The 25,081-nt window shown below is 68.6% G+C and carries 19 protein-coding genes and 1 tRNA gene; 10 read left to right on the top strand and 10 right to left on the bottom strand.

Annotated features, from left to right (window positions below):
- Positions 1 to 157: 157 nt before the first annotated feature.
- The 4 genes from DEI85_RS15175 to DEI85_RS15190 all read right to left on the bottom strand — a co-directional run bounded on the left by DEI85_RS15175 (position 158) and on the right by DEI85_RS15190 (position 9,755).
- Complete coding sequence (locus tag DEI85_RS15175; protein ID WP_110861799.1) at positions 158 to 439, bottom strand: hypothetical protein; 282 nt, start codon at positions 437 to 439, stop codon at positions 158 to 160.
- Positions 440 to 3,553: 3,114 nt separating this feature from the next.
- Complete coding sequence (locus DEI85_RS15180; protein WP_146238583.1) at positions 3,554 to 3,985, bottom strand: hypothetical protein; 432 nt, start codon at positions 3,983 to 3,985, stop codon at positions 3,554 to 3,556.
- Positions 3,986 to 4,028: 43 nt separating this feature from the next.
- Positions 4,029 to 9,356 carry a DUF6531 domain-containing protein gene (locus DEI85_RS15185; protein ID WP_111091226.1) on the bottom strand — a complete coding sequence of 1,776 codons (5,328 nt, stop codon included), beginning with the start codon at positions 9,354 to 9,356 and terminating at the stop codon, positions 4,029 to 4,031.
- A 117-nt stretch (positions 9,357 to 9,473) separates the two neighbouring features.
- The gene (locus DEI85_RS15190; RefSeq protein WP_027466625.1) at positions 9,474 to 9,755 is read right to left on the bottom strand and encodes a hypothetical protein; all 282 of its coding nucleotides are present in this window, start codon (positions 9,753 to 9,755) and stop codon (positions 9,474 to 9,476) included.
- A 207-nt stretch (positions 9,756 to 9,962) separates the two neighbouring features.
- Here DEI85_RS15190 and DEI85_RS15195 point away from each other — a divergent pair, with 207 nt between their 5' ends.
- The 6 genes from DEI85_RS15195 (at position 9,963) to pstB (ending at position 17,692) form a co-directional block, all read left to right on the top strand.
- Positions 9,963 to 12,128, top strand: a complete 2,166-nt coding sequence (locus tag DEI85_RS15195) for an RNA degradosome polyphosphate kinase (RefSeq protein ID WP_110861805.1) — start codon at positions 9,963 to 9,965, stop codon at positions 12,126 to 12,128.
- The gene (locus DEI85_RS15200) at positions 12,125 to 13,072 is read left to right on the top strand and encodes an NUDIX hydrolase (protein WP_110861807.1); all 948 of its coding nucleotides are present in this window, start codon (positions 12,125 to 12,127) and stop codon (positions 13,070 to 13,072) included. Before DEI85_RS15195 ends, DEI85_RS15200 begins: the two co-directional genes overlap by 4 nt.
- A 406-nt stretch (positions 13,073 to 13,478) precedes the next feature.
- On the top strand, positions 13,479 to 14,588 hold the full coding sequence (locus DEI85_RS15205) for a phosphate ABC transporter substrate-binding protein PstS (protein WP_111124208.1): 1,110 nt from the start codon (positions 13,479 to 13,481) through the stop codon (positions 14,586 to 14,588).
- Positions 14,589 to 14,812: 224 nt separating this feature from the next.
- A complete protein-coding gene (gene pstC, locus DEI85_RS15210) occupies positions 14,813 to 15,763 on the top strand; it encodes a phosphate ABC transporter permease subunit PstC (protein ID WP_110861811.1) in 951 nt (316 codons plus the stop codon).
- A 13-nt stretch (positions 15,764 to 15,776) separates the two neighbouring features.
- On the top strand, positions 15,777 to 16,862 hold the full coding sequence (pstA, locus tag DEI85_RS15215; protein ID WP_110861813.1) for a phosphate ABC transporter permease PstA: 1,086 nt from the start codon (positions 15,777 to 15,779) through the stop codon (positions 16,860 to 16,862).
- Between the two features lie 50 nt (positions 16,863 to 16,912).
- Complete coding sequence (pstB, locus tag DEI85_RS15220) at positions 16,913 to 17,692, top strand: phosphate ABC transporter ATP-binding protein PstB (protein WP_027466631.1); 780 nt, start codon at positions 16,913 to 16,915, stop codon at positions 17,690 to 17,692.
- A gap of 189 nt (positions 17,693 to 17,881) precedes the next feature.
- On the opposite strand, the gene DEI85_RS15225 is transcribed toward pstB, so the two are convergent.
- The 3 genes from DEI85_RS15225 to DEI85_RS15235 form a co-directional block, all read right to left on the bottom strand.
- Complete coding sequence (locus DEI85_RS15225) at positions 17,882 to 18,757, bottom strand: anti-sigma factor (protein WP_111091224.1); 876 nt, start codon at positions 18,755 to 18,757, stop codon at positions 17,882 to 17,884.
- Positions 18,754 to 19,353 (bottom strand): ECF RNA polymerase sigma factor SigK, encoded by a 600-nt coding sequence (gene sigK / locus DEI85_RS15230; protein ID WP_027466633.1) that lies wholly within the window; start codon positions 19,351 to 19,353, stop codon positions 18,754 to 18,756. Before sigK ends, DEI85_RS15225 begins: the two co-directional genes overlap by 4 nt.
- 536 nt (positions 19,354 to 19,889) lie before the next feature.
- Complete coding sequence (locus tag DEI85_RS15235; protein WP_027466634.1) at positions 19,890 to 20,519, bottom strand: hypothetical protein; 630 nt, start codon at positions 20,517 to 20,519, stop codon at positions 19,890 to 19,892.
- 127 nt (positions 20,520 to 20,646) lie between these two features.
- Between DEI85_RS15235 and DEI85_RS15240 the strand changes: the two genes are divergently transcribed.
- Positions 20,647 to 20,808, top strand: a complete 162-nt coding sequence (locus tag DEI85_RS15240) for a DUF2207 domain-containing protein (RefSeq protein WP_138801981.1) — start codon at positions 20,647 to 20,649, stop codon at positions 20,806 to 20,808.
- A 54-nt stretch (positions 20,809 to 20,862) separates the two neighbouring features.
- Positions 20,863 to 20,935 (top strand) — tRNA-Lys (locus DEI85_RS15245).
- A 202-nt stretch (positions 20,936 to 21,137) separates the two neighbouring features.
- On the opposite strand, the gene DEI85_RS15250 is transcribed toward DEI85_RS15245, so the two are convergent.
- The gene (locus DEI85_RS15250; protein ID WP_181430167.1) at positions 21,138 to 21,692 is read right to left on the bottom strand and encodes an SGNH/GDSL hydrolase family protein; all 555 of its coding nucleotides are present in this window, start codon (positions 21,690 to 21,692) and stop codon (positions 21,138 to 21,140) included.
- 245 nt (positions 21,693 to 21,937) lie between these two features.
- Here DEI85_RS15250 and DEI85_RS15255 point away from each other — a divergent pair, with 245 nt between their 5' ends.
- Positions 21,938 to 22,648, top strand: a complete 711-nt coding sequence (locus DEI85_RS15255) for an SGNH/GDSL hydrolase family protein (protein WP_110861821.1) — start codon at positions 21,938 to 21,940, stop codon at positions 22,646 to 22,648.
- 186 nt (positions 22,649 to 22,834) lie between these two features.
- Positions 22,835 to 23,155, top strand: a complete 321-nt coding sequence (locus DEI85_RS15260; protein WP_110861823.1) for a hypothetical protein — start codon at positions 22,835 to 22,837, stop codon at positions 23,153 to 23,155.
- An 88-nt stretch (positions 23,156 to 23,243) separates the two neighbouring features.
- Here DEI85_RS15260 and DEI85_RS15265 read toward each other — a convergent pair whose 3' ends face one another.
- A complete protein-coding gene (locus DEI85_RS15265) occupies positions 23,244 to 24,176 on the bottom strand; it encodes an aldose 1-epimerase family protein (RefSeq protein WP_110861825.1) in 933 nt (310 codons plus the stop codon).
- Positions 24,173 to 25,027, bottom strand: a complete 855-nt coding sequence (locus tag DEI85_RS15270) for a DeoR/GlpR family DNA-binding transcription regulator (RefSeq protein WP_110861827.1) — start codon at positions 25,025 to 25,027, stop codon at positions 24,173 to 24,175. Before DEI85_RS15270 ends, DEI85_RS15265 begins: the two co-directional genes overlap by 4 nt.
- Between the last annotated feature and the right edge of the window lie 54 nt (positions 25,028 to 25,081).

The following is a 25,081-nucleotide window of genomic DNA, read 5'->3' on the forward strand; positions in this document are numbered from 1 at the left end:
GGACCTGTCGCGATCCACACCCCACACAGCACATGCGCCCCGCAGTCGGACGTCTCGAAGACGACCTGCGACGTCGACGAGCCGGTGCCCTTCACGGAGTGAGACGAGCCCGCAAGACTGTGCGCGGAGCTGACGGTGCGAGTCGTTCAGTCCTGGATCACTCGACTGCAGCCCCGGTGTCCGTCGTGCGGTACGGGCCAATGTCGCGTCGCACCGCTTCGGAAAAGGCCAGCACCAGCGCCCCCAGCTCGCTCTCGTAGGGCCAGGTGTCGGCAACAAGGCGGGCTGCGCCCTGTATCCCCCTGCGGTACCCCGAATGGTCGGGCGGCTGCTCGGACACGGCGACGAGAGCAGATCGTACGGCGGCTATCTGCAAAGCCGACGCGGCGTCCTCGACGGCGTGATCGTCGAGTCGCTTGAGCAATTCCGACAATGTCATGTTCTCCCGTGCCCCTTCAGCGCCGGAACAACGAGTCCATCACGGAAATGTGCGCGTCGCCCGCAGCAGCGCGGAGAGTGACCGCTGGAACGCTTCGGTCGCAGGGACATCGCCCGCGCCGTCAGGCGTGACCACGAACATGTCGCCCATGCCCCCTGCCCCCGAGTTCGACGCGGAGTAGATCCTTCGGTAGATCCGCCGCCGAGCAAGCCGCGCTTCCTCCACGCGAAGCGCCTCGGCCTGGCGGAGGTAGAAGCCCTCCGCTTCACGAGCCTCCATCCGACCGAGGAATCCGGCTACCTCGTTGCACAGCGTGACGACCTGGACACGTGTTCTCCTTCGTCTCAACATCACCGCTCCGGCTCACTCGTCGTTTGTGCTGTCACGCGGTCCGCGCCGGGGCGCCTCCGAGGCGGGCACTCCGGTGTAGCTGTAGATCTCCGGCGCTACCTTCAGGATCTTGAGCCCGGCACGCAGCCGGAACGAGCCCGCTCCCCGCTTTTGCTGATTCAACCGTTCAGGTCACTGACATCAGATGAGAATCGTCGTACGCACCCAAAGCGATCGGCGCTACGAAGAATGCCCAGATCGGGACGACAACGACGAGGAAGAGCAAGAGCAGGGCGACGGCGCGGTTCCGAAAGACACGCCGCCGGGCAACCTCCGTCCCAAGCCGAGTCTCAGCATTCGGCACGGTTGCGCTCTCCTTCTCCCGTCGCCGCCACTTCCGCCAGTGCCCTGATTCTTCGGGATTGGTCTCCGCCGCTTGAAGCAGCCCTCAACTGCTGCAATTCATTGCTTGTACTCAAAGGCCGTCGGATACCAATTCATCACCTGGAGCGCACCTCGGAACCGCTGCGAAGATGTGCCAAGCGAGAACTCGAACGTCCCGCCTCCGCACAACCCCTGCGCAACGCGCTCAATCGCGAAGGCGCGGTCCGGGCAGGCAGAGCTGAATCGCCCGATTGGCGAAGCCGACCCCAAAAGGAGGAAGCGGAATTCAAGCGGATTCAAAGCTCTTCACATATACGGCCTGACGAATCATGTTCAGGAATTTCGCATATTGAAGGACCCTTCGCCCACATCGAATCTGTAACGCCCTCGCTTGTCCACGCTTCGGGCGATTTTGTCCTCGTTGTCACGCGTGACACCCCACTGCAACACGAGCGTCCCACAATCTGAAGTCTCAAACACAACTTGAGATGTCGACGATCCAACGCCCTTCAACGAACGAGACGAATCAACGCTGCTGTGCGCCGAGCTGACGGTACAGATCGGGCTAACCCGGTGCCCCGCGTCGTACGCCTTCAACGTAATCGGCCCAACGAAGAAGCCGAGCAATGGAAACAGGACAACAAACACCAGGACAATGGAAGCTAAGGCCCTCCTCCTACGCGCAAGCCTTCTCTGCACTGTGCGATCAGGCGCCGATCTCGTCAACTACAACTCCGATGTTCCGTGGTTCTCATCAGCGGGCGTGGAGACCAATGGTCTTCCGGTGCGTTTCGTCGTACGTGCTCAACCAAAATGGCCATACCAGCAGCACTACTTGCGACACCACGACTCCAAAAGCCCAGACGGCCAGGGCCGTCCAGGCCCTTCGACTCGCCTTCTTCGGGGGCTTCGTCCTTCCCTTCCGCGCGGAACAGCGTCCCAATCGCCCAGCAGCGTCGAACTCGGACGACACCACTCCCGAGGGTCCGTCAAGCGAGGTGGTCCGCGCATCGGCATCGCCGCCAAAGCCCCCCGACACGGTTCAAGCTTATTCGTGAGCTACGTAGGACTGCACGATCACCGGTGTCCGGACGGTGTGGAGCACTTCCCGCCACTTGAACGACCCAGCCCCGATGCGGAATTGCACACGTCCGGCGGAGCTCAACTCGTCCGCGATCTCCTACTTGTTCTGCTCAGTCACTCCGCGTCGCAGCACCAGGGGGCCACAATCTTTCGTGTCGACTTCAACCTGATCGAATAGGGTCCCGACACCCCTCGAGGAAGTCGAGCCACCTGATGAGGCCTCAGCCTTCTGAACTTCGCAAGTCTCCTCGATCTGGTGCGATCTGTCATACGCTTCAAACAGCTGCCCGCCACCGACGATGCCGATCGTGACGAAAACCGCAAGACCGAGAACGAAGAAAACGAGAATATTTCCCCTTTTTCGTTTCCTCCGCAGAGCATCAGCACCCCGAGCTTCTTGTTCCAATCACTGCCCCTTTTCCGTCGACCCTGCTACGCGCCTCGGCGTCGAGTGCGTCTGACCTTCTGCTTCAGACAACAGCCCGTTGGCAGCTCCTCGCACAGGCCCGTTGCCTCCGAGCCGCATTCATTCGTTCACGCCGTCCCGCAAGCCGCCCACGAAGTGACCGACTCCAGCCGTCACTTCCTGCCGGTGAACTGCGCGGTTGCAAGCCTCAACGACTCGTCGGCAGGCAACCTTGTACTTCTCGTCTTTTTTCACTCACTTCAGAGTCGCAGCCTCCGTCGGATCGCTGCCTCGGATCTGACCCTGACCACTAGATGACGAAACAATCGGGATCGCTCGACATCTGGGGAACCATCGTCACAAGTGATATAACGATCGGCTAGCGTACCCGACCCCTCGCGAAGCATTCCTTCGACGTCCGCCAGTGCCCTGACTCTTCGGGCCTTGTCTCCGCTGCGGATGGCGATCACATCCTGCTGGAACGCCCTGGCGTAGTCCACCTCTTGCATGCTGAGAAGCAGAGGGACGAGCTGCTCAATTCTTTCAATTAACTTACTCAACAGCACTCCTAGGAAAGCGGCCATTGGTTCACGATGGTGCCGGTGACACCCCCCGGCAGGTCGAGCAGCGACGTGTCGGCGATCTTGTGTGTCTACCTTCAGGTAGGAGAACGGCACCCCCAAACCAGTACGGCTCACCGTGGACCCGGCGTAGACCTCTGCGCTGGAGACGCTGCACGGCATGGTCTTCCGGTGCGTTTCGTCGTACGCGCTCATCCAATATGGCCATACCAGCAGCACTACTAGCGACACCACGACGCCGAAAGCCCAGACGGCCAGGATGACCCAGGCCCTTCGATTCCCCTTCTTCGGGGCTTCGATGCGGCGGTCGGCTCGCTCAATGCGATGACACTACGCAGAGCGGAAGCCGTAGGCGGTAGGCAGGCGATTGATCACGCCAAGAACCGAGCGAATAGCGTAGGACCCCGAGCCCACCTCAATCTCAACCTTGCCGCTCTCTTCCAGCGCGGTCGCAACCCGCTTTGAGTTCGCTTGAGTGATGCCTTGGCGCAGCAGAAGCGACCCGCAGCCCTTCGTACTTATTTCAACCTCTGCACGCGAACCACCAATCCCCGTTCGACTCACGTTACTACCAGTCTCTGCATGAGCGGACTTCACTTCGCAGGTTATCCAGGTGTGGTTCGCCGCGTCGTAAGCGTTCAACCACGCCGGTCCCACGAACACGGCAAGGATAATAAAGATCAATACGCCAAGGGCCGAGAAAAAACGAATCCAGCGCGATCTCGAGTAACCCCCACGGCTCGCATGATCCGAATCGTTCACGGTAGCTCGCGCGGTTCTACGGTCATTCATCGAGCACACCCTCTCAGTGTCCAACCCAACGTGGACCTTTCGCTCCGGAGATGAATCCTCCCATAGCGTCCGGGAGCAAGTCTGCCCCGCGGTCACCGTTGGGTCGCACGACTTCGTTGACCACGGACTGTCCCGCTCCGACAACGTGGTTGGCCACGAGGTCCGTGCTCTCGTTGACGAGCCCGGCGGCTCGAGAGGCGACGCCCTGCGCGTTCACCAGGGGCAGCCGAAGTTCGCCTGCCAGCTTGCCAGCGAAGACGCTCCCGCCTGCACCCGTGGCGAAGCCGCTACCGAATGCGTGCACATAGCCACCCAGGTTGCGGTTTTCGCCGTTTATGCCGTAGTCAAGCGTGTTCGAACTTGCTTGCTGCAGCCCTCCCGAGACCGCTCGCTGTCCCATCGAACCCACGGCGGCCCGCGCCACGTTCTGAACGCCTGAATTGCCGATGTTCTGAATTGTAGGGAGGGCAGCACGCGTCGCCTGCGTTCCGTACTTGGCGATCGTGCCAGCAGCACCACCGCCGACCAACCCAGCCGCGCCGCCGATCACCATCTGGATCCCAACTTTCCCCCAGTCGACGTTTCCCGTGTCCGGCCCCTGCTGAATGATCGAGATCCCCCCGGCCATGAGCGCACCCGACCCAGCCGCAGCGGCGGCCATCACTGCGATGTTCACTCCTGGAACGAACATGAGGGCCACAGCCCCGACAATCATCGCCGTCGCCAGGAGCGCCTGTTTGTGCTCACCGATCCATTTGCCGGCTCCTACGATGAACCCCTGGTTGGCATCCCGGTACGCCTGCATGTCGGCATCGGTCGCCGGCCGCAGCCCGAGCGGGTCGACGGCCTGCAACGGATCGTTGCCCGCGTACGAGTACGGGTTCCCCGACCACGCGGCACCCAGGATCGGCGCGAGCGGATCGACCGACAGGAAGCCCCGCGCCGCAGGGTCGTACACACGGGCGCCGAGCCACTCCAGCCCTGCGACGGACACCCCACCCGAGCCGGTCAGGGACACCCCCGCGGGCAGCCCGACGTCGGTGACGGCAGCGAGCGCAACCCACGGGTCCGCAGCATCGGTCGCGCGAGCGCTGCGCCAAGCGGGCTGCGTCACGGCATCGCCGATCGCGGTGACACCCCCCGGCAGGTCGAGCAGCGACGTGTCGGCGATGCTGATGAGTGACGGCACGACCGCGGCGGAGTCCCACCACGCGGCGACCCCACCCACCTCGGCGAGCTCACCGAGCGCGTCGACCCAGACGTCGAGCCGACCGGTCTCGGCGTACGAGGCGTCGCGGTCGACGACGGCAGCGAGGTACCCCAGGTCAGACCACGCGTACTCGGTGGTCGAACCATCGGCTGCGGTCCGCCGGATGCGTCGGCCGAGACCGTCGTGGACGTACTCGGTCCGGCCGGCCTCGGTGATCGTCGCGACCAGCTGTCCGGCAGCGTCGTAGTCGTGGCGCGTCTCGACACCACCGACGGTCTCGGCGACGAGTCGCCCACCGTCGTCGTAGGCCCACGTCGAGTCCCCGGCGCGCACGAGCTGCCCGGCGGCGTCGTACTCGTACGACACCGCTCCGGACGGTCCGTCGACCGCGGTGATCCGCGCGTCGGCATCGCGCTCGATCCGCGTGCTGGTGGCACCGTCGAGCGTGGTCGAGGTGTGCGCGACGAGGGCGCCTCCCTCGTACGACCACGACTGCACCAGGTCGCCCGTGGCCGCCTGGACGATACGACCCGAGGCGTCGTAGGAGAACGCGCCGGCAGCGGTGCCGTCACGGTCCACACCGACGACGCGGCCGACGGCGTCGCGACGGTAGGTGGTTCGGGTGCCGTTCGGGTCGACCCGAGTGGTGCGGTTGCCGTCAGCGTCGTACTCCCACGCGACGGACTGGTCGCCGCGGGCTCGGCGGACGAGCAGGCCACGGCGGTCGTGCTGCAGCTCGTGCTCGATCGTCCGGCCTGCACCACGGGTGTGGTCCGACACGACGACAGTTCGGTGGACGGTGTCGCGGGTGATCTCCGACTGCACCGCACCGTCGACGAGCACGGCCTGCTGGCGGCCGGCTGCGTCGTACGTCCACTCGGTGGTGCGGCCGTCGGGATCCGTCTGCCGGATCTGGCGCCCGGCCGGGTCGTAGGCCGCCATGGTGGTCCGCCCGAGCGGATCGGTGACGGCGACCACGCGGTCGACGGCGTCGTACTCCCGTCGAGTGGTCCCGCCGGCAGGGTCGGTGATCGTCACCAGGCGCCCGCGCTCGTCGTACTCGAACGAGGTGACCCCGTCGAGACCGTTGACGACCTGGATCAGCTGCCCGGCGGCGTCGTAGCGGAACCGACGACGGCCGAAGCGTGCGTCGTGGCTGGAGACGAGCCTCCCGGCCTGGTCGTAGCGGAACCGCGCGGTGCCGGAACCCGGAGTCGTCTGCGTGACCACGCGCCCGACTGCGTCGTACGTGATCTCCTCGACCTCGCCGGTGGGCAGGGTCCGGGCCACGACACGGGAGTCCGCGTCGTAGGTGAGCGTCGTCCGCGCCCCCGCGGCGTCGGTGGCTGCGGCGGGACGCCCGCAGGCGTCGTACTCGTACGTGGAGCGCGCGCCCGAGGGGGCGACCAACGCGACGACGCGACCGGCGAGGTCGCGCTCGAGTCGGGTCAGTCCGCCTTCGCCGTCGACGAGTTCGACGGGGCGACCGGCGGCGTCGTAGGTGATGAGTTCGGAACCGGTCTCGTCAGACGTGGACTCGACGGGTCGGCCGTACTCGTCGAACCGGACGGTCGCGGTGTCGAAGGCGTCGCGCAGGGTCGCGACGCCGGTCGCGACGTCGTCCGAGAACTCCTGGCGGACGCCCGTCGGGTCGACGGTGGCCGTCAGCTCGCCGACGACGTCGTACTCGCGCCGCCAGGTCGCGCCGGCGGGGTCGGTGACGGCCTGGAGGCGCGACAAGGCGTCGTGCGCGAACGTCCAGACCGCGCCCCCCGGCAACGCGAGCTCCGCCAGGTTCCCCTGGTCGTCGAACGTCCGTGAGACGCGGCGACCGAGCGGGTCGGTCGTGGTCGCGAGTTCGCCGTTCGGGGCGTACTCGAGCGCCGTCCGTGCTCCGAGCGGGTCCGTGATCGCAGCGATCCGGGCTCCGGCGGCGTACTCGAAACGCCAGACGGCTCCGTCGGCGTCGCGTCGTTCGACGAGGAGCCCGGCGGCGTCGTAGCGGTACTCGCTCCGTGCACCGGAGGGGCTGGTCGCGGCGACCGGGTGACCGGCGGCGTCGCGCTCGATCCGAGCGGTGTCGCCGACGGCGTTGGTGGTCGAGACGAGCTCACCGAACGCGTCGTAGGAAAGCGTCAGGACCACGCCGGTCGGGTCGACGACGTGGGTGAGGGAGCCGTCCTGCCAGGTCAGCTCCGTCCGGCCGCCGACCGGGTCGACGATGACCGACGGGTCGCGGTCGTCGCCCACGTACGCGTAGCTCACGACGGCACCGGCCTCGGTGACGACCGTCGTCACGCGGTCCTGGTCGTCGTACCCGTAGGTCAGATCGCCGCCGGACGGCGTGACGGTCCGGGTCTTCCGGCCGCGGTCGTCGTACGCGTGGACGGTCACCGACCCGTCGCGCTCGGTCGCCGACACCAGGTTGCCGTGCCGGTCGTAGCTCATCGACTGGCGTCGGTCGTCGGAGTCGATGACCCCGACGAGACGCCCCTTGGCGTCGGCGATGTAGGAGTTGGACCGCGAGCCGTCGTGGTCGGACACCACCGTGACGCGGCCGGGCAGGTAGGCGAACCGCACGGTGCGGCCGTGCGGGCTGATCTGTTCGACCACGCGGCGCTGGTCGTCGTAGGTGTTGTCGACCTCGACGACACCGGCCGCACTCGTGACCGTCGTGATGAGGTCGTCGTCGTTCCAACCGTACGTGCGGGTGCCGACGGCGTCGGTCACCGAGACGAGTCGGCCGCGATCGTCGTACCCGTACTCGACCCGGCGACCGTCGGAGGCGCGGAGCACCGCCACCCGGCCGTCGACGTGGTCGATGTCGATCGAGCGCCCGCGCTCGTGCACCAGGCGCACGACGACGTCGTCGGCGTCCCGCTCGACGCGGACCGCGGTGCCGGCACCGCCGCGCTGTCCGAGCCACAGCCCGGACGGCGAGAAGTCGATGCGCTCACCCTGGTTGTCGCGGACGACGAGCCGGTCGCCCTCGGCCGCGAGCCAGCGGTTCTCGCCGACGCCGCGGGCCCACCCCTCGCCGTCGCGCGGGAAGCGCACCTGGCGACCGTCGGCGCCGACGAACGACGCGCCCTCGTCGTCGAGGAGCAGGCGGGTCTCGAGGATCGACGCCCACCCCGGACCGAAGAGTCCGACGTGCTGGTCGAGGGAGTTGTACATGCGGGTCACCTGCAGCGCCGCAGATGCACCGGTGAACGCCAGGTCGAGCTCCGGCTCGAGGAAGTTGCCCGTCGTGGTGTTCACCGGGTCCATCGAGAAGCCGGTCGTCGGCTGGGCACCGTAGGCCGTCGGCGGCTCGAACTGCAGATCGGTGCGGGTCTGCGAGACGCCGGCCGCGGCGAGCGCGGCTGCGAGCCCGGAGTCCGCGACGGTCGAGACCTCGCCCTCGCCGCCGGCGGCCGCGAAGGCGTCGGCGACGGTGTTGGCCCACGTGACGTCCTGGTCGTTCGCCGCGATCCACTGCTCGAACGCCGTCACGACGCTGCCGGCGTCGATGTGCGCCCACGAGCACTTCGCGGCGAAGTCGGCGAGCTTGCCGCGGAGCGCCCCGGGCTTGCCGTCGAGGGCACGGTTCAGCGCCGAGGAACCGGTCGCGAACGAGCGGAGGTCAGCGGGCCGGGCGGACGACGTGCCACCACCGCCCCCACCGCCGGCTCCGGGGTTCGGGGTGTCACGCGGCTTCGTCGTCACCGCCGGCGGGTCGAACTTCGGCGCCGGTTCGTTCTCGACGGTCGGCATCGGGTCGTAGTGGACCGTGTCGTTGAGGAAGTCCTGGAAGCCGTTGCGGCCGTCCTCGCGCTCCTGCCACTCGCGGGCGGTCTTGCGGCGCGCGCGCTCGTCCGCGGCGGCGGCCTTCATGGTGTCGATCCACCCGGCGATGGTCTCGAGGGCGTCGACGATGTTGGTGGCATCGCTCGATGCCGTCCCCGCGTTCTGCGTGAAGAGCTGCGAGAAGTGCCCGCGGAACTCCTGGGAGGCGGTCGTCACGTACGACTGCCTCGATGCCTTCTGTCCGCTGATCGCGTCAGCCGACGTGGTCAGCGAGCTCTTCAGCGCATCCGCGGTGGCATCGTCGAACTCGATCGGATCCGTGTTGGCGTGGATCTTCGCCATGGTTGTCCCCCCAGGGTCGGTGCTGGTCCTGCTGATCGTGCTGGTGAAGCGGCCCCACCGACCGCGAACGCCCGGACCGCCGCGAGTGCGACGGTCCGGGCGGGAACAGGCCGGTGCTTACGCGCCGCCACCTGCGGTGAAGATGTCCTGCGAGATCTTGTCGAGCTGCGTGCGGAGCTGCTCGAGCTCGGTCTTCGCCTTGTCCAGAGCAGCCTTGGTCTCCGGCCAGGTGGACCCGCGGAACGTCGCCGCGAGCGGGCCGTCCCAGACGTTCGAGTCGGACAGGATCCGGCCCTGGGCGTCGAGCTGGGAGATCTGGTCGGTGAAACCACCGTTGATGATCGACTGGACCTGACGGATGGCGGTCTTGGCCTGCTCGGTCGAAAGGACACGCGACATGATGAACCTCTTTCATTCGTAGCTGCACCCCCGCGCAGTGGAATCCCCCCGGAGGCTCTGACACGGCCCACCATACCCACAAACCCGGGCAGATGTCACCGTCGGTATATCGTGACCCTTCCTCCACATCCGAACGGTTCACCGCCGGTTTCCACAGCGTCCACCGAGGCCCCTCCGGCGGGAGGGGCCTGGTGGCAGGATGTGGGGATGGACACCGAACCGCAGCTCGACGGCGAATCCGTCGCACCCGACCTCGACGACTTCGACGAAGTCATCGAGATCGAGCACGAGTCACTGCCGACGGACCGCTACTTCGACCGCGAGCTCAGCTGGCTGCGGTTCAACCAGCGCGTGCTCGAGCTCGGTGAAGACCGCACGCAGCCCCTGCTGGAGCGGGCGAACTTCCTGGCGATCTTCGCGTCCAACCTCGACGAGTTCTTCATGGTCCGCGTCGCCGGCCTGAAGCGCCGCATCGACACCGGCATCGCCGTCCCGACCAACGTCGGCCGTGCCCCCAGCGACGTCCTGCGTGACATCGCGAAGAAGGCCCACGAGCTGCAGGACCGGCACGCCCAGGCCTTCATCGGGTCGCTCAAGCCCGACCTCGACGCCGCGGGCATCCACATCGAGCACTGGTCCGACCTCGACGAGGCCGACCGGCAGCGGATGCGGGAGTACTTCAACGAGCAGATCTTCCCGGTGCTCATGCCCCTGGCCGTCGACCCGGCGCACCCGTTCCCCTACATCTCCGGGCTCTCGCTCAACCTGGCGGTACGGGTCCGCAACCCGAAGTCGCAGCGCCAGGAGTTCGCGCGCCTCAAGGTGCCGCAGAACTTCTCCCGCTTCATCAAGCTCCCCGACGACAACTCCGGTCGGATGCGCTTCATCCCGCTCGAAGACCTCATCGCGAACCACCTCGACGACCTGTTCCCGGGGATGGAGGTCCTCGAGCACCACGTGTTCCGGGTCACCCGCAACGAGGACGTCGAGATCGAGGAGGACGAGGCCGAGAACCTCATCCAGGCCCTCGAGCGCGAGCTCCTGCGCCGCCGGTTCGGTCCGCCGATCCGCCTCGAGATCACCGAGGACATGGACCCGGTGACCCTCGACCTGCTCGTCCGTGAACTCGACATCACCGAGGAAGAGGTCTTCCGGCTGCCGTCGCCGCTCGACCTCGGCGGGCTGTTCGAGATCTCCAAGATCAACCGTCCGGACCTGCACTACCCCAAGCACGTGCCGACCACCCCGGTGCAGTTCCAGCCGGGTGAACCGAACACGAAGCCCGACCTGTTCCGCGCGATCAAGGCGAACGACGTCCTGGTCCACCACCCCTACGAGTCCTTCGCCACGAGCGTGCAGGCGTTCCTCGAGCAGGCCGCGGCCGACCCGAACGTCCTGGCGATCAAGCAGACCCTGTACCGCACCTCCGGCGACAGCCCCATCGTCGAAGCGCTCATCGACGCTGCGGCCGCCGGCAAGCAGGTCCTCGCCCTGGTCGAGATCAAGGCCCGCTTCGACGAGCAGAACAACATCACCTGGGCCCGGAAGCTCGAGAAGGCCGGCGTGCACGTCGTCTACGGCCTGGTGGGGCTGAAGACGCACTCGAAGCTGGTGCTCGTCATCCGGCAAGAGGGCGGGACGCTCAAGCACTACAGCCACATCGGCACGGGCAACTACAACCCGAAGACCTCGCGCATCTACGAGGACATGGGGCTCTTCACCTCGGACGACACGGTGGGCAAGGACCTGACCCGCCTGTTCAACGAGCTGTCCGGCTACGCCATCGAGAAGAAGTTCAAGCGCCTGCTCGTGGCACCGCTGCACCTGCGGAAGGGCCTGCTCAAGCGCATCCAGACCGAGGCCGCCAACGCCCGCGCCGGCAAGCCCTCGGGCATCCGGATCAAGGTCAACTCAATGGTCGACGAGCAGATCATCGACGCGCTCTACCTAGCGAGCCAGGCCGGGGTGCCGATCGACGTGTGGGTGCGCGGCATCTGCTCGCTCAAGCCCGGCATGGAAGGCGTCAGCGACACCATCCGCGTGCGCAGCATCGTCGGCCGCTACCTGGAGCACTCGCGGGCATTCGCGTTCCACAACGACGGCGACCCGGCGGTGTTCATCGGCAGTGCAGACATGATGCACCGGAACCTCGACCGTCGTGTCGAGGCACTGGTCCGGCTCACCGCCCCCGACCACATCGCCGAGGTGCAGGAGATGTTCGACCTCGCGATGGCGGACACCGCGAGTTCGTGGCACCTGGAGTCCGACGGCGAGTGGACACGGCACTCCACCGACGATGCGGGCCGTCCGCTCGAGGACGTGCAGAATGTGACCATGCGGAAGATCTCGGCCCGGAAGCGCTCGACTCGGTGAGCGGCGGTCCCTCGGGCCCCGTCGTCGCTGCGGGTGCGGTCGTCTGGCGCGAACAGGACGGCACACCCCTCGTGCTGCTCATCCACCGTGACCACCACAAGGACGTCTCCCTGCCCAAGGGCAAGGTGGACCCGGGCGAGGCCGTCCCGACGACCGCCGTGCGCGAGATCGACGAGGAGACCGGGTACCGCGTCCACCTCGGCGCACCGCTCGGCACCGCCGAGTACGTGCTGCCGAACGGTCGCGACAAGGTCGTGCACTACTGGGCGGCCCGGGTCTCGGCCAAGGAGTACGCCCGCGCCGGCGCCTTCGTGCCGAACCACGAGGTCGCGGCGCTCGAGTGGGTCACCATCGACGACGCCCGCAAACGCTTGACGTACGAGCGGGACGTCGCGATCCTCGACCGGTTCGCCGAGCGTGCCGCCGCCGGACAGCACCGCACGTTCGCCCTGATCACCCTGCGCCATGCGAAGACGGTGCCCGGCTCGGACTGGGACGGCCCCGACGCCACCCGTCCGCTGCTGCCCGTCGGCCGCTCGCAGGCCAAGGCCGCCGCGGCGCCGGTCGCGGCGTTCGGCCCGAAGAAGATCGTGAGCAGCACGGCGGCGCGGTGCCTCGCGACCGTCGAACCGCTGTCCGCCACGACGAAGCTCGGCGTCTCGAGCACCCCTGACCTCAGCCAGGACGCCCACGACCGCGGAGCTGCCGACGTCAAGGGCGTCGTCCGGCGCCGGCTCGACAAGGGCAAGACCGCCGTGTTGTGCTCGCACGGCCCGGTGCTGCCCGACATCATCGCCCGGATCGCCACCGCGACCGCCGACGAGTCCGGCCGGTTCGACCTGCGCCGCGCCGCGATGCTGTCGGTCGGGGACTTCTCCGTCATGCACATCGCCGGAGACACGCTCGTCGCGGTCGAGACGCACCGCAACACGATCCCGGCGTAGCCCGCCACCGCCGGGCCGCAGCGGTCCGGCTGTCCGCAGCGCCGCCCGACCGCAGCGCCGGCGGACGGCCGCGTCGGCGGACCGCAGCGCCGCCGCACGGCTGCCGACGCGCCCGGCACCCGGCCACAGGACGGGGCCGCGCCGCGCCCGGGAACCCGATCCGGGCCTCCCGACCGCTCGTCCGCCATCATGCGTGCGCATCTTCCGAACGAGCGCACAGTGCCCCCGATCCTGCTCCCTGCGCGGGTGCGGCGCACGCCGCCCCGACGCGGACAACCCCTCGTTCACCTCCCGTTCACCAGCGGGGGTGATTGCGGTCACCTCGCGTCCCTACAGTCGCTCCCGGGTCGGCACCGGCCCAGGGACCGCAGTGGTCCCACTGCATTCCATTCCCGAAGGGACCCCTGTGAACATCAAGCGAATCGGTTCGATCGCAGCAATCGCGATCGCCGGCGCAGTCGTGCTCTCCTCGTGCGCGGCAAACGAGGACGCGGGCAGCACCGAGTCCTCCTCTTCCACCAGCGGCAGCGACTACTCGAAGCTCTCCGGCACCCTGACCGGCTCCGGCTCGTCCGCACAGCAGACCGCGCAGGCCACCTGGGCCGCCGGTTTCCAGAACGAAGCCTCGGGCGTCACCGTCAACTACACGCCGGACGGCTCCGGTGCCGGCCGCGAGAACTTCATGTCGGGTGCCGCGGACTTCGCCGGCTCCGACGCCGCGCTGAAGGACGAGGAGCTCTCGGGCACCTTCGAGTCCTGCAAGGCGGACACCAAGGGCATCGACATCCCCGTCTACATCTCCCCGATCGCGATCGCGTACAAGGTCGACGGCGTCAGTGACCTGACCCTCGACGCGAAGACCATCGCGGGGATCTTCTCGGGCAAGATCACCAAGTGGGACGACTCGCAGATCGCCGACCTGAACAAGGACGCGAAGCTGCCGGACGCCGACATCACGGTCGTGCACCGCTCGGACGACTCGGGCACCACGCAGAACTTCTCGGAGTACGTCTCCGCGAACGCCGCTGACGTCTGGACCGAAGAGCCCAGCCAGACCTTCCCGTACTCGGTCGGTGACAGCGCGAAGGGCACCTCCGGTGTCGCCTCCGCGATGGGCAGCGCCACCAACGCCATCACCTACATCGACGACTCCGGTGCGGGCGACCTCGACCGCGCGAAGCTGATGGTCGGCGACAAGGCGACCGAGCTCTCGGCCGAGGGTGCCGCGCAGGTCGTCGCCGACTCCGAGATCGCGACCGGCCGCGAGGACAACGACCTCGCGATCGACATCGACCGCAAGGACACCGCTGACGGCGCCTGGCCGCTGGTCCTCGTCTCCTACGCCATCGCGTGCCAGGAGTACAAGGAGGCCGACAAGGCCGAGCTCGTGAAGGGCTACCTCGACTACGTCGTCTCGAGCGCCGCTCAGGACGCCGCTGCGAAGGAGGCCAAGTCGGCCGCCCTCTCCTCCGACCTCGCGTCGAAGGCCAAGGACGCGGTCGCGTCCATCAAGTAAGGCCCCCTGAGCGCCCGGACGCCGGTCCCACCCACCTGACCGGCGTCCGGGCACTCAGCCGTCCAGGACCCCACACGGACGGCCCCCGTCCAGGAACCCACCCGGACGCGCCCCGTCCAGGCCCCGACCCGGACGGGCCCCCGTCCAGGCCCGCGGCCCGGACACCGCACCATCACCCCCAGAACCCGTCGCCTCCCCCGGCGTTCCTCCGACAGGAGTACCCCATGACGACCGCACCGGCCCAGCCAGGGGCCACCGTCACCCCGATCAAGCCGAAGGCCGTCGTCCGTGTCGGCGACCGCGTCTTCTCCGCCGCCTCGGTCATCGCCGGCGGCCTCATCCTCTTCGTGCTCGTGCTCGTCGCCGCGTTCCTCGTCTGGCAGAGCATCCCGGCCTTCTCCGCCAAGGTCGGGGAGCTGCCGGGCAAGGCCACGAACTTCTGGGACTTCGTCGGCCCCCTGGTCTTCGGCACCGTCTGGTCCGCGCTCATCGCGCTCGTGATCGCCGTGCCGCTGTCCCTCGGGATCGCCCTCTTCATCTCGCACTTCGCGCCGCGTCGACTCGCGCCGGTCCTCGGCTACGTGATCGACCTGCTGGCCGCGGTGCCGTCGGTCGTCTACGGCCTCTGGGGCATCGCCGTGCTGGCGCCCCTGGTGAAGCCGTTCTACGTGTTCCTCAACGAGTACCTCGGCTGGTTCCCGCTGTTCTCCGGCCAGGTGTCCGGCACCGGCCGCACGATCCTGACGGCGTCGATCGTCCTCGCCGTCATGGCTATCCCGATCATGACCGCGGTCATGCGTGAGATCTTCCTGCAGGCCCCGACCCTCAACGAGGAAGCGGCCCTGGCCCTCGGCGCGACCCGCTGGGAGATGATCCGCCTGTCGGTCCTGCCGTTCGCGAAGTCCGGCATCGTCTCCGCGATCATGCTCGGCCTCGGTCGCGCACTCGGCGAGACGATGGCGATCGCGCTGGTGCTGTCGGTCTCGACGAACGTCACGTTCCAGATGCTGACGTCGCAGAACCCCTCGACGATCGCCGCGAACATCGCCCTGCAGTTCGCCGAGGCCTCGGGCACGGCACTCAACGCGCTCATCGCGTCGGGTCTGATCCTCTTCGTCATCACCCTGGTCATCAACATGCTCGCGCGGTACATCGTCCGCAGCCGAGTCAGCTGAGAGGTCGCACCCGATGTCCCTCGCGCTCCGTCAGACCGGCACCGCCGGCAACGTCTACGCCAACGGCAAGCTGCACGCCTCCGTCCCGTGGCTGCTGCTGGTCGGCAGCTGGGTCGCCCTCGTCCTGGTCTTCGCCCTGCTCAACGCGGGTGGCGCCGTCGAGGACTTCAACGTCGTCGCCGCGATCTTCCTCGGCACGGTCCTGTTCGACGTCCTCATCGTCGTCATCTCGCGCATCGTCGAGGGCGGCCGCAAGGCGGTCGACCGCCTGGTCACCTCGCTCGTCATCACGGCGTTCGTCATCGCGGTCCTGCCGCTGGTGTCGTTGCTCTGGACGGTCATCGCCAAGGGCATCGCCCGCTTCGACGCGAACTTCTTCTCGTACTCGATGCGCGGGGTCATCTCCGAGGGCGGCGGCGCGGTCCACGCCCTCATCGGCACCCTCGAGATCACGCTGTTCGCGGCGCTCATCTCGGTGCCGATCGGCCTGCTCACCTCGATCTACCTGGTCGAGTACGGTCGCGGCGCACTGGCGAAGGGCATCACGTTCTTCGTCGACGTCATGACGGGCATCCCGTCGATCGTCGCCGGTCTGTTCGCCTACGCGCTCTTCGCGCTGTTCCTCGGCCCGGGTGCCCGCTTCGGCCTGGTCGGCTCCGTCGCCCTGTCGGTGCTGATGATCCCGATCGTCGTGCGCTCCACCGAAGAGGTGCTGAAGATCGTCCCGATGGAACTCCGCGAGGCCTCGTACGCCCTCGGTGTGCCGAAGTACCTCACGATCCTCAAGGTGGTGCTCCCCACCAGCCTCGCCGGCATCACCACCGGCGTCATGCTCTCGATCGCCCGCGTCATCGGTGAGACCGCCCCGCTGCTCGTCACGGCCGGCTTCACCGCGAGCATGAACTACAACCTGTTCCGTGACCCGATGATGACCCTGCCGGTGTACGCGTACACGCAGTACTCGCAGCAGGGCGCCAACCCGGTGCCGTTCGTCGACCGGGCCTGGACCGCGGCCCTCGTGCTCATCCTGATCGTGATGCTGCTCAACCTGCTCGCCCGGTTCATCACCCGCCTCTTCGCCCCCAAGCTCAGCCGCTGACCCTCCGCCCCCCGCGGAACCAGCGACACCACCCACCCAGAAGGATCAACGTGTCCAAGCGCATCGAGGTCGACGGCCTCAACGTCTACTACTCGAAGTTCAAGGCGGTCGAGGGCGTCGACATCACCATCGAGCCCCGCACCGTCACGGCCTTCATCGGCCCGTCGGGCTGCGGCAAGTCCACCTTCCTCCGCACCCTGAACCGCATGCACGAGGTCATCCCCGGCGCATGGGTCGAGGGCTCGGTCAAGATCGACGGCGACGACCTGTACGGCGCCGGCGTGGACCCCGTGCTCGTCCGTCGTCAGGTCGGCATGGTCTTCCAGCGTCCGAACCCGTTCCCCACGATGTCGATCCGCGACAACGTGCTGGCGGGCGTGAAGCTCAACAACAAGCGCGTCTCCCGCTCCGAGGCCGACGACATCGTCGAGCGCTCGCTGCAGGGCGCGAATCTGTGGAACGAGGTCAAGGACCGCCTCGACAAGCCCGGCATGGGCCTGTCCGGTGGGCAGCAGCAGCGTCTCTGCATCGCCCGCGCGATCGCGGTGGAGCCGGACGTGCTCCTGATGGACGAGCCCTGCTCGGCCCTCGACCCGATCTCGACCCTCGCCATCGAGGACCTGATCGAGGAGCTCAAGAAGGAGTTCACGATCGTGATCGTGACCCACAACATGCAGCAGGCGTCGCGCGTCAGCGACAAGACGGCGTTCTTCAACATCGCCGGCACCGGCGCTCCCGGCAAGCTCATCGAGTTCGACGACACCGCGACGATGTTCTCGAACCCGTCCGTGCAGGCCACCGAGGACTACGTCTCGGGCCGCTTCGGTTGATCGGCATCTGTCCGTCGCGCTGACGGACTGCCTGGAGGCCCGGTGCACGTCCGCCACGGACGCGCACCGGGCCTTGGTGGTTGCGCGCGGCCCCGTGCACGCGTGTGGCGACAGGACACCCGTCGATCGACTCGTGGAACGACGAAAGGTGCCTGCGCATCGACTGCACAGGCACCTTCCGGAAGTGGGTCAGGCGGTGGTGGTGGGCACCGCCATGATCGGCGAGGTGGTCGGCTGCTCGGAACCGCCCTCGGGCTCGACCGTCATGCCGATGGTCGCGCCCTCGGACATCGAGCCCTGCAGCACGGCGGAGTGCACACCGTCGGCCGCACCGTCGACCAGGCCGGCCGACTTGATGGTGCCGCCCTGCTCCTCGGAGCCGATGTACCAGAGCTCGTACGTCTTGCCCTTCGGCGCCTGCTCGACACCGTCGAGGATCACCGCGGACTTGCCGAGGTCGTTCGACCACACGACCGTCGCCGAACCGCCGCCCGCGACCTTGGTCGTGGTGCGCTGGAAGTCCGAGGCGGCGTAGATGCGGTCGAGGCCGCTCGAGGCCTGCGTGGTGCCGGTGCCGGAGCCGTTCGGGTCGAAGATCGATCCGACGCCGAGTCCGCCGAAGAAGACCGCGGCGACGGCAGCGGCGGCCGTCAACGTGACCGCCGGACGCTGGAACCAGCGGCGGCGAGCTTCGGACGACGCCCGGCCACCGGCGGTGGGGCCGTCGGCGATCGAGGCGACGTGCCTGGCGGGCTCGGGACGGGCCTCCTGGACGGAGGTGGTCTCGGCGACCGGGGTCTGGTCGACCGTCGTGTCGGCGAGGGGTGCGGCCTGGGGGGTCGTGGCGATCTGGGCCAGCAGCGACGCCTTGAGCGACGCGGGGGGCTCGATCGGTGCGACGGCGTAGGCGAGCTGCAGCGCGGTCTCGCGCAGCGAGTCGTTCTCGGCCTGCAGCTCGGGAGACGTCCGGAGGGCGTCCTCGAGGAGCGCGCGCTCGTCGTCGGACAGCGCGTCGAGGGCGTGGGAACCCGTCATCAGTGCGGGGTCGTCGTGGCGTTCGGTCATGAGGTCACCCCCATCTCGTCTCGGAGTCGGATCATCCCGTCACGGAGACGGGTCTTGACGGTGCCGATGGGGACACCGAGGTGTTCGGCCATCTCGCTGTGCGAGTAGCCGCCGTAGTACGCGAGTTGCACGGCCTGCCGCTGGAACTCGGTGAGCTTCGCCAGCGCTCGGCCGACGCGCTCGTGCTCGATGCGGATCTCGACGGACTCGGAGACCTGGTCGAAACCGGCCTCGAGGTCGCGGATGCCGATCTTGGTGTCGCGGTCGTGCGACGACTGCGAGGCACGGACCCGGTCGACCGCTCGGCGATGAGCCATGGTGAGGACCCAGCTGGCGGCGGTGCCGCGCTTCCGGTCGAAGCGGGTGGCCTGCTGCCAGACCTCCAGGAAGACCTCCTGTGTGACCTCTTCCGACTGCGCGCGGTCCCGGAGGAGGCGCGTGATCAGACCGAGGACCCGACCGGAGAGTGCGTCGTAGAGGTCCGCGAAGGCGGCTTGGTCACCGGCGGCGACCCGGGCGAGGAGGTCGTCCGGCGATGCCTGAGCTGGCTCTGACGAGCTCCAGCGTTCGGTGTCGCTATCCACGAGGGCAAGCATTGCAGGTTTCCCTCCTCTCGGTTGCTTTCGTTGACCAGGCGGGTAGCGCGAAGCCTCCGCATGGGCGGTCGAGACGAGGGGCCGGCGTGACCCACAGGGAATTGACCGGCGGTGCCGGTCCGGGTCACACCGGGCCTCTCGCTTCGTGACGGGCATTCCGTCCGTCACGCAGATGATTCGGCGCGGTCCCCGCTGTGGATTGGATGGGGGTCGGGTTTTCTCGGCGGGGTGGGCGCGGCGTGCCTTCGCAGGGGTGCGCGCTGGCACGCCCGGGGCCGGTTCTGTCCACCATGAGTGAACAGGGTCGAGTGATCAGCCAGCGTCTCGTAGACTTGACCTCGCCGGGCCGCAGCAAGCCCCGGGCTCCAAAATTCGCCGCTTCGAGCGGCCTCGCGCCGAGAGGCGCTTCTGCGGCCCGGTCTTTCCATGCCCGGGTGCGTTCCGGTCTTCTGCTGCGCGGCCCTGGCCTGGCGCGTCATCGCGCTGCTGCGCGGCCCTGGCCTGGAGGCCCGGTGCGGGTCCGTCCCGCAGCGCGCTCAGTCCAGGCTGTCGCGGCGCCAGAGCGCCGCCGCCTCGGTCAGATCGGCCGCCAGCTCCGTCAGGCGGAGGGCCCGCGTCGTGAGTTCGCTCGCGCGCTCGGACGCGACCAGGTCCGACTCGTCCGCCACGGCGGTCGCGCCGGCAGCGGTCAGACGGCAGAACGACGCCCCGCGGTCGAGCGCCACCGCGAGGTCGCCCGTGTACAGGCCGTGCAGGATGCGGTCGGCGAGCGTCAGGATCTCGGCCGGGCCCGTCGGTTCCTCGGCGCCCGCGACCGCCTGGTCGATCGTGCCGATCTGCGCGGTGCCCCGCTCGAACAGGTACGCGATCTCCTCCGGGTTCTGCCGGATGACGATGCGCACCAGGTACACCCGCCAGAGCGCCCCCGGCAGGGTGTGCGCCCCGACCCGTGCCCACAGCTCCGCGATGGCGTCGATGCCGTGCACGTCGGTGTAGGTGACGAGCCGCTCGACCACTGCGGGGTCCGGGTCCTCGCGCACCCGGTGCAGCAGTGCGTTCGCGGTCTCGTGCGCGACACGGTTCACCAGCGCCGGGTCCTCACCGCCCTGGATGGCGGCGAACTCGGCGTCGGTGAAGTGGACGGGACGGTGGTGATCGCGAGGCACCGCAGCAGTGTAGGCGCGGCCGGTGACACGCCCGCGTCCCGTTCGCCCAGAACGCAACGGCTGCGCCACGCGTACCGTGTTGCGGCAGGGAGGCGCTCCTCCCTGCACGTGAAGGAGAGGATCATCCATGAACGCCCTGCTCATCATCCTGGCTGTGATCGCAGTCATCCTGCTGTTCGTCGGCGGGTTCGCCGCGAGCCTGAAGTTCCTGCTCTGGGTGGGCATCGTGCTGCTGGTCATCGCGGTCATCGCGTGGCTGCTGCGCTCGCTCACCGGACGTCGGGGCTGACCCGGACCGACGGTTCCGCTCCTTCAGGCCCTCACCCGCTAGCCTTGCGGGTGAGGGCCTCTAGCTCAGTTGGTAGAGCACCGGACTTTTAATCCGAGGGTCGTGGGTTCGAGCCCCACGGGGCCCACACCCTCCTGAACCCCGGCTTTTCATCCGAGGGTCGTGGGTTCGAGCCCCACGGGGCCCACACCCTCCTGAACCCCGGCTTTTCATCCGAGGGTCGTGGGTTCGAGCCCCACGGGGCCCACACCTTCCTGAACCCCGGCTTTTCATCCGAGGGTCGTGGGTTCGAGCCCCACGGGGCCCACACCCTCCTGAACCCCGGCGTGTCAGGCAGACGCCCCACCGGCGGCGATGCGGATGGCGGTGGACAGGATGGCCCCGGCGGTGGTGCCGGTCGCGACCGTCGGGTGGACGCCGTCGGCGTCAGCCGCACCGGACGCGTAGGTGCCGTCGAGGCGCCGGACCGGGAACCAGGGGTCGACGAGCAGCCACCCACGATCGGCGGTGAACCGGGCGAGGTCGCGGTTGTGGGCGAACCCGCCGGCGGCACGGTCGATGTGGTCGGCGCCGTAGTCGGTGAGGTTGGACGGTGCGACCTGCCCGATGACGACGTGGTCGGCGCCGACGACCTCGACGATCGCGGCGATGTTGTCGCGGATGGTCGACCGACCCACGCCGAGGCGGATGTCGTTGGTCCCCACCATGACGACGAGGACGTCAGCGTCGACGGGGGCCACGGCGTTCCGCACCGCCGCCGACGTCGCGCCGCTGATGCCGACACCGCTGACGAGCCGCAGATCGGTCCCGGTCAGGAACCTGGTCCAGGAGAACGAGTTCTCGGGGTTCGTGATGCTGTCGCCGGCATAGGTGACGGTCGTCACGGGAGCTCCCAGGGTCGGTTTCGGTCGCGGGTGTCCAGCCAACCACGCCCAGTCCAGCGCTCCGCGTGCCGCCAGCGGTGTTCGCGGACACTCCTCACCGGTCAGCCGCGGTGCGGATCGGGCCGCGTAGAATCCCGGCCGTGGCCCGACGAACCGACGGCGGATGGCCGGACGGTCCCCGTTCGCTGCTGCTCAGACGACGACGCCGGAGGCGACGCCTGTTACCGGCTGTCGCCCTCGGCGCGATGAGCCTCGGCGTCGCCGGGTTCCTCGTCATGCTCCCGGCGGTGTCCGACGCGTGCCAGCCGGAGCCGGGAGCACCGACCGTGTCGGCGAGCGAGGCGGCGTCGGCGATCGCCACCGGCTCGGACGTGCTCATCGTCGGCGACTCGTACACGGCCGGGCGTGGCTCGTACGACGGCATGCACGGTTGGGCGCAGGACCTCGTCGCGGAACGCGGCTGGGACGCCACCATCGACGGCGTGCCCGGGAGCGGCTACGTGAACACCGGGAGGTCGCACTCCTCCGCACGGACCTACATCGCGCGGATCGAGCGGCATGCGTCCCTCGACCCCGAGCTGGTCATCGTGCAGGGCAGCCAGAACGACTGGCTCGTCGATGCCACGACCCTCGAGACCCGCGTCGAGCAGACCCTGCGGACCGCGGAGCGACAGTGGCCGGACGCGGTCGTGGTCGCGATCGGCCCCTCGGCACCGCAGCCCCGCGCGAAGACCACCGTCGCCATCTCGGCGGCGGTCGCCGCCGGCGCACGAGACGCCCGGGTGCCGTTCATCGACGCGATCGACCGGCAGTGGTTCACGTCGAGCAACAGTGCGAGCTACGCGGCGGGCGACGGGCAGCACCTCAACGACGACGGGTACCGCTACCTGGCCGACAGGATCGACGGGGCGCTCGAAGAACTCACCAGGGCCGCGCCGAGCGAACGCTGCTCCTGACGACGTGACCGGGCACCGTGGGCGGCGGCACCGGGGTACAAGTCGTCCCCAGCCGGCTCATGGCGGATCCCCTGCACAGCCCAGCCCGCCCTCAGCGGATTGTTGGCATACCGCCGATAGTGTCGTTCCCGGATCCGATCGACGGATCCTGCAACACCGCACCACCACGAACGAACGGGGTACACCGTGATCGAGCCCATCGACGCCACGCAGACCAGCACCACCGGTGACGCGCGCCGCATCGTCGAGCTCGCAGCAGCGACCAACACGACGATGAGCAACGAGCTCCTGCTCGACACGCTCCGCCGCAACGCCCAGGTCACTACTCGCCACATCCGCAAGGACTTCATCGAGGTCGCGACGGCCACCGCTGTGCTCGGCTACGTCTGCCGGCAGCGCAAGGACTTCATCGCGCTCCGTGGCGACGACCCGGCGTGGGCGCACGAGGTCGGCCGGTACGCGACCGAGTCCCTCGCGGTCGAGGCGCTCCGGATGCGCCGCGGCTGACGCCCGGCTTCCGACACACACAACGAAGGCCCCGCCGGACACCCGGCGGGGCCTTCGTCGTGTCAGCGGTGCGAGCCGACCGGAGTCCTCAGGACCAGACGCGGCGGATCCCCCACGAACCGGTCCAGGTCTCGTCCGGCTCGAGCCAGCGAAGACCCTCGCCCGAGTTCAGGGCGTTCGCGGGCGCCGTCATCGGTTCGACCGCGACGGCCAGGCCCTTCCCGTCGCCCCGCGGGTACTCGCGCGACGTGAAGACCTGCACGTAGGGGAACGAGGCGTCCTGCCAGAGCTCGACCCCGTCACCCTCGGGCCCGTGCATCGTCGTGCGGCGGATCCCCTCGGCGTCTGGGGTGACGTCCTTGTACGCGGTGTCGAGGTCCGAATCCCCGGCACGCCGCCCCTGGCGCAGGTCGTACGGCGTGCCCTCGACCGGCACCGAACCGTTCGGCACCTTCTGCTCGTCGACCGTGAACGCGGTCGCGGCGTCGAGCGTGACGACCAGGTCGTCGGCGGGGGTGTCACCGGCACGCAGGTAGGGGTGCGCGCCGACCGCGAAGGGTGCGCGGACACCCGAACGGTTCGTGACCTCGTGCGTGACGCGGATGCCGTCGTCGACGAGTTCGTGCAGCACGCGCGTCTCGAGGGTGAAGGGCCACCCGTGCTGCGGGTGGATCGTCGCCGCTTGCTGGATCGACGTCTCGGTCTGCGAGACCACCCGGTACGGAGCGAACCGGAGCAGTCCGTGCGACGCGTTGCCGTACTTCGGCTCCGAGACGTCGAGCTGCTGCCGCTTGCCGTCGAGCTCCCACGCAGCGCCGGCGACGCGGTTCGGCCAGGGTGCGAGGACGATACCGTTCGCGCCCGGCGGCTGCTCGGTCACGGGGAACGGCTCGGTGATGTCGAAGCCGGCGACGCGGAGTTCGCGGATGCCCGCGGCGACCTCGGTGACCACGGCTTCGACGACCCCGTCGGGTCCGGCGTGGTGGAGGCGGTACTGGCCACCCGTGGGTGCTGCGGTCATGGGGCGTTCTTCCTTCCGGCTGGTTCGGTGCGACGCTCGCCGTCGGCGACGATCACCTGGGCCCCGGCCGCCCGGATCGCGGCGACCGCGGCGGCATCGGCCTCGGCGGTGACGACGACGTCGATGTCCTCGAGCGCGCGGACGACCCCGATGTGGGCCCGGCCGAACTTCGACCCGTCCGCGACCACGACCGTACGCCGGGCCGTCGCCGCGAGCATCCGCTTTGCTTCGGTCTCGGGCAGGTTCACGTTCGTCAGCCCGTGGTCGACGTCGAGTCCGGTGCCGCCGAGGAAGACGAGGTCGGCGGCGATCATCGGCAGGACCGCGCCGTTGAAGGGGGCGACGAGTGAGTGCTGCAGGGGCCGGAGGGTGCCGCCGGTGACGATCACGGTGAAGCGCGGGACAGCTCGCTCGAGCGCGAGCGCCGTGGTGAGGGAGTTCGTGACGACGGTGACGCCGGTGAGTTCGGTGCGCGCCACGAGGGCCTCGGCGACGGCGGCCGGCGTGGTGCCGACGTCGAGGACGACGCACTCCCCCGGGCGCACCAGCGCGGCGGCCGCACGGCCGATGGCCGCCTTGGCCACCTGGTGCTCGACGGCGGTCTCCTCGAAGGGGCGCTCGGTGGACCCGGCCCCGAGGCGGACGGCGCCCCCGTGCACCCGGCGGATCCGGGCCTCCTGGTCGAGGACGGCGAGGTCCTGGCGGACGGTCACCTCGCTGGTGCCGAGGGACGCGGCCAACGCGGCCGTCCGGACCATGCCCGGGGCGCCGTCGACGATCGCGACGATGCGGTCCTGCCGCAGGGGCGCGGGCAGCGCGCCGGCGAGGAACGAGAGGTCGGCGTCCGTCATGTGGACAGTTTCGCTTGCTTCCGATGTCTTTCGCAACGCTTCAGTCGAGCGCTA

It is taken from the genome of Curtobacterium sp. MCBD17_026 (assembly GCF_003234895.2).
Taxonomy (GTDB): Bacteria; Actinomycetota; Actinomycetes; order Actinomycetales; family Microbacteriaceae; genus Curtobacterium; species Curtobacterium flaccumfaciens.